Below are 5112 nucleotides of genomic sequence, written 5' to 3'. Positions count from 1 at the left end.
ATAACCCACCGTTTGGTCCCGGGCGCGGGCAAATCCGCAATTGTTAACGGACTGCCGTCAGGCCCGATGACGTATTTTACCCTCGGGCGATGGGGTTCTGTCATGGCGTACTCACAAACTCTCAACCACTGAACTCACTGAAACAACTTACGCCGCGCGACTTAAAATTTGCCTAAGCCCATCTCCTTGAAAATGCCTGCGGCCCGGCTGCTGGTGTCTTTAAGACACCGGGAGCCGGGCCGGTAAACGGACCGATAATTGCTGCGAAAACCCGGTTCCGCCCGGCGCTATGGCGCTCTAGGAGGTGGGAGCGGCAACGCTCGCGATCTGGTTGACCGTGTAGGTTTGGCCGTTGATCGTCAGTATCGGCGGCGACTTGGCGATATCGACCGAGCTGACCACGCCCTGGATCTGTGTCGTGATCGCCACCGTATTGTTCGAGGAGTCCTTGCCGGTCGCCGTGAGGGTATAGTTGCCGGCGGGCTCGGTGGTGCCGTCGCTGCCCTGGCCGTTCCAGGTGAAGGGCTGGGGGGTGGTGCCGCCGGTGACCGAGTAGCTGCCGGTGTAGACGTTTTGTCCGGAGCTGTTGGCGATCGTGATGTTGACGGTGGAAGTGGTCGGAACCGTCAGTTCCCATGTCGCCGAGGAATTGGTCAGCGCCGCGGTGCTGCCGTTGACGACCACCGTCTGGCCGACAAAGCCCAGCGCCTGGGTCGATTGCGCGGTCTGCTGCAGGGATACCAGCGTCGCCAGCGAGTCGTTGGTGTTGAGCTGTTGCTGAACGCCGGCGAATTCGACCAGCTGCTGGGTGAACTGGTTGGTGTCCAGCGGACTGAGCGGATTCTGGTTCTGCAATTGCGTCGTCAGCAGGGTCAGAAAGCTCTGAAAGTTGCCGGCGATCTGCGAGGAAGCCAGCGCGTTGGTGGCCGCGGCCGACGAACTGGAGGAAGATGAAGAGGCCGGGGTCGTGCCTGATACGACCGGGGTGGATGTGGCTGCTGATGTTGTCATATCTGTCTCCTCAGACGCTGATATCGACGCCGCTGCTCGATCCGAGCGAACGGCCATAGGTTCGTCCCGCGACTGCCGCGGGGATGGTGTCGTCCTCGCTGATGACCAGCCGCTGCGCGTTGCTGCCGGTGTCGCCGCCGCTGTTCTGGCCCGAGGAAGACTGGTCGCGCAGGCTGAATTGCAGGCCGTTGTCACCGGTCTTCAGCCCGGCGTCATCCAGCGCGCGCTGCAGCTGCGGCGCGTCCTGCTGCAGCATCGACAGCGTTTCCGGCTTTTCGACCGTCAAATGCGAGGTCACCTGGCCGTTGCTGTCGATATCGATGCGGACATCGATGCGGCCAAGATCGGCCGGATCGAGCCGGACTTCGAAACTGCTCTTGCCGCTCTTGACCGAGGCCGCGATCTCGACCGCGAGCCCGCTCAGCGGCACCGGCGCATTGGTCGCCGCCGTGGCGGTCAGTGTTGCCGCGGAAGTCGTTGCCGGGGCATTGAGCTGTGGCTGGATCGCGGCCGCGGTCTGAACGTTGGTGTTTGATGTATCGGTGACCGCATGTTCTGTGCCGGCGACCGATGCGTGGTCATGGGCCGATCCGGCGCCGGCCGATGTGGATGCCGCGGCGGCGGCGGCCTCCGCGGTCGCCGCATCAACGGCGGTGTTCGCGGCGTCCGGTTTGCCCGCGCCGGCTGGCTGTGGCGCCAGGCCGTTCGGGGCGGTCTCTGTCGTCGATTCCGTCGCGTCGGTTGACGAGGTCGTCTTGGAGGTGGGCTTCGCTGCGACCGGGGCGGTCGCGGCAACCGTGCTGGTCAAGGCCGCGGCGTTCAAGGCCGCGGCATCGGCCGGGGGCGCCGGCTGGTTCGTCGGAGTGACGACCGTCTGGGTCGCGGCTGTAACCGCGGTCTTTGCAGTCGCCGTGGCGGTGGGTGTGGGGGTTGCCGCCGCCGCAATGGTGGCGGCCGCCGCGGTCGGATCGGTCTTGACTGGCGCCGATGACGCTGCCTGCGCCGAGACCGCCTGTGAGCTGGCTGCGATAGCCGCCGCCGCGATTGCCAGCGGCGCGGTGGCACCACTGGGCGTCGGCGTCGCCGCGGCAACATGGGTCACGGGGGTGGAGACGGGGATCACAACCGCGACCGGGGTTGGCGTCACCGAAAGTGCGGCCTGCTGGGCCAGGAGGGTCGGATCGACCGCGGAGGTATCGTCGGTGGTCGACTTCGCCGTTGACTTCGTGGTGCCGGTCTTCGGCGCATTGGAACTTGCGGTGGGTTGCTGGCCCGCACCCGTGCTGGCCGCGCTATTGGTGTTGGCAGTATTGGTATTGGCCGTGTTGGCATTGCCATTGTTGCCATTGGCGTCGGACGGCGGTCCGGAATTGTCGCTGTTGTTATTATTGTTGTTTGGATCGTTGTTGGCCGGCTGATTGGCGGCGGCATTGTTCGGCGGCGCCGAATTGTCGGCCGGCGGCGGCGTATTGTTGTTGGATGCTGCGGGGGGCTGCTGAGTCGTTGAGGCCGCGTTGCTGGCGTCGTTCGCCGTGTTGCTGTCGACCAGCGCCCCGAAAATGTCGTTTCCCGACGACTGGCCCGACGACTGGTTGGACCGTGTCGACCATTGCGCGGCACCCTGGAAAGACACGTTCGCAGCTTCTGAATTGACGCTCAACACGGGGCGGCCTCTCGCAATGGACTGACCAGGGGGTCAGCAAGGACCGGGCCACTCCCGGCGCACAAAAAATATATAAATATATCAATGGCTTATAACTGTGACGGAGCGGCATTGACGTTGCGGCGGCGGTCCCTTTTCTGCCCGGCGGCAAGATTTGCCGTTGGCGGCGTTTAAATCAGGGTGCTCTGCAAATCAGGTGAGCGTGCAAATAAGGTCACCGCGATTGCCTCACGCCAAACCGGCCTATATTAAAGAGCAGCTTTTCAGCCGCCTCCGCCAGAGCGGGTTCGCTTTTGACGGAAACGTTGCGAAGCCCCCTGACCGCAAGACGGTTTCCTGATCGCAACGCATCCGCTGCGCGCGATCGCATCGATGACCGGAACCATGCTCAACAGTCTGGATCTTGAAGGCCGTCCGCAGGACACCAGGGTCGTTGTCGCCATGTCCGGCGGCGTCGATTCCTCGGTGACGGCCGCGCTGCTGAAGTCGCAGGGTTACGATGTCGTCGGCATCACGCTGCAGCTTTACGATCATGGCGCCGCCACCCATCGCAAGGGCGCCTGCTGCGCCGGGCAGGACATCCACGATGCGCGCAATGTCGCCGAGCGGATCGGCATCCCGCATTACGTGCTGGACTATGAAAGCCGCTTTCGGGAATCGGTGATCGACAATTTCGCCGACAGCTACGCCTCGGGCGAGACGCCGGTGCCCTGCATCGAGTGCAACCGCTCGATCAAGTTTCGCGACCTGCTCAAGACCGCGCGCGAGCTCGGCGCCTCAGCACTTGCCACCGGCCACTACGTCGCGTCGCGCCGCCTCGGCGACGGATCGCGCGCGCTGATCTGCGCTGCCGATGCCGACCGCGACCAGAGCTATTTCCTGTTCGCGACCACCCGCGAACAACTCGACTATCTGCGCTTTCCGCTCGGCGACATGACCAAGCCGCAGGCGCGCGAACTGGCGCGGCGCTTCGAACTCGACGTCGCCGACAAGCAGGACAGCCAGGACATCTGCTTCGTGCCCACCGGGCGCTATACCGACATTATCGGCCGGCTGCGGCCGAACGCGATCGAGCCCGGCGATATCGTCGATCTCGACGGCCGAATCATCGGCCGGCATCAGGGCATCGTTCACTTTACCGTCGGCCAGCGGCGCGGATTGGGCATCGCCTCGGCGGCGCCGCTGTATGTGGTGCGGCTCGATGCCGCCAGCCGCCGCGTCGTGGTGGGACCGCGCGAGGCGCTGCGGATGGATCGCATCGTGCTGCGCGACGTCAACTGGATCGGCGACGGCGCGATCGATCGCGCGGTCGGCGAGGGTCTGGAGATGTTCGTGCGGGTGCGCTCGACCCGCGCGCCGCAGCCGGCATGGCTGCGCGCGGCCGGCGACGGCCGCTATGAAGTCGAGCTGGTCGCCGGCGAAGAGGGCGTATCGCCGGGGCAGGCCTGTGTGTTCTACGATGCCCCCTCCGGCCAGGCGCGCGTGCTCGGCGGCGGTTTCATCCAGAGCGCCACCGCCAGGCGTGTGACGGCTCAAGCCGCGGCGAGGCAAACCGCCGTACCGCGGCCGCTGATCGAGGCGATGCGCGGATAATCATTTCGAAGGCGGGGGCATGGCGTCAGATATCGACCGCGCGGGGGTCGCAAAGGCTTATGGGCGCTGGGCGCCGGTCTACGATCTGGTATTCGGCAAGGTGTTCGACCACGGCCGCCAGTCGACCATCGCCGAGGCCGACAGGATCGGCGGACGGATTCTCGATGTCGGTGTCGGCACCGGATTGTCGCTGTCGGATTATTCGCGCACCACGAAACTATGCGGCGTCGATATTTCCGAACCGATGCTGCGCAAGGCGCAAGGCCGGGTGCGGGCGCTCGGTCTTTCCAATGTCGAAACCCTCGCGGTGATGGACGCCAGGAATCTGGCGTTCGCGGATTCGTTTTTCGACGCGGTGGTGGCGCAATACGTCATCACCGCGGTGCCGGATCCCGAAGCCACGCTCGATGATTTCATCCGCGTGCTGAAGCCTGGCGGTGAACTGATACTGGTCAATCACATCGGCGCCGAAAGCGGGCCGCGCCGCGTCTTCGAACTGGCGTTCGCGCCGCTGGCCCGCCGGCTCGGCTGGCGTCCGGAATTTCCATGGGCGCGTCTGACCGACTGGGCCGCCAGCCACGGCGGTGACAGCCTGACCGAGCGCCGGCCGATGCCGCCAATGGGGCATTTCTCGCTGATCCGTTACCGCAAGGCCTGAAAACTCTGCATTCTTCGCGGAACCTCCGTGCGCGCGAATAGTTGCCCCGCATGCGAACGAAATACGTAGCCCTTTTCTCTTACGCGCTGATGGCGGCCTCCGGCGGCGCCCATGCGCAGGCGCCCCCTATGACGGCGACGCCAGCGGCCCAAACCGCGCCCCCCGCGCCATCAAACGGTTGCGCGCC

At 65.1% G+C, this 5112-nt stretch carries 5 protein-coding genes; 2 read left to right on the top strand and 3 right to left on the bottom strand.

From position 1 onward, the window contains the following. The 3 genes from ABR948_RS28245 to ABR948_RS28235 all read right to left on the bottom strand — a co-directional run. Positions 1-104, bottom strand: a 104-nt coding sequence (locus tag ABR948_RS28245; RefSeq protein WP_428124391.1) for a DUF1153 domain-containing protein, incomplete at its 3' end; no start/stop codon positions are given. 193 nt (positions 105-297) lie between these two features. Further along, on the bottom strand, positions 298-1011 hold the full coding sequence (locus ABR948_RS28240) for a flagellar hook assembly protein FlgD (RefSeq protein WP_428124387.1): 714 nt from the start codon (positions 1009-1011) through the stop codon (positions 298-300). Positions 1012-1021: 10 nt separating this feature from the next. Continuing rightward, complete coding sequence (locus ABR948_RS28235) at positions 1022-2644, bottom strand: flagellar hook-length control protein FliK (protein ID WP_428124385.1); 1623 nt, start codon at positions 2642-2644, stop codon at positions 1022-1024. Positions 2645-3058: 414 nt separating this feature from the next. Here ABR948_RS28235 and mnmA point away from each other — a divergent pair, with 414 nt between their 5' ends. Together mnmA and ABR948_RS28225 are read left to right on the top strand one after the other, a co-directional pair. Continuing rightward, positions 3059-4267 (top strand): tRNA 2-thiouridine(34) synthase MnmA, encoded by a 1209-nt coding sequence (mnmA, locus tag ABR948_RS28230; RefSeq protein ID WP_428124389.1) that lies wholly within the window; start codon positions 3059-3061, stop codon positions 4265-4267. Positions 4268-4286: 19 nt separating this feature from the next. Continuing rightward, the gene (locus ABR948_RS28225) at positions 4287-4925 is read left to right on the top strand and encodes a class I SAM-dependent methyltransferase (protein ID WP_428124383.1); all 639 of its coding nucleotides are present in this window, start codon (positions 4287-4289) and stop codon (positions 4923-4925) included. The last annotated feature ends 187 nt before the right edge of the window (positions 4926-5112 follow it).

The sequence above is a fragment of the Bradyrhizobium sp. genome (assembly GCF_050014615.1).
Classification (GTDB): Bacteria; Pseudomonadota; Alphaproteobacteria; order Rhizobiales; family Xanthobacteraceae; genus Bradyrhizobium.
Note: the sequence above shows the minus strand (reverse complement) of the source record. Positions and strands in the feature narration are given on the sequence as shown.

Coding starts and splice junctions, on each gene's coding strand:
- ABR948_RS28240 (WP_428124387.1), bottom strand. CDS start 1,011: ATGACAACATCAGCAGCCACATCCACCCCGGTCGTATCAGGCACGACC.
- mnmA (WP_428124389.1), top strand. CDS start 3,059: ATGCTCAACAGTCTGGATCTTGAAGGCCGTCCGCAGGACACCAGGGTC.
- ABR948_RS28225 (WP_428124383.1), top strand. CDS start 4,287: ATGGCGTCAGATATCGACCGCGCGGGGGTCGCAAAGGCTTATGGGCGC.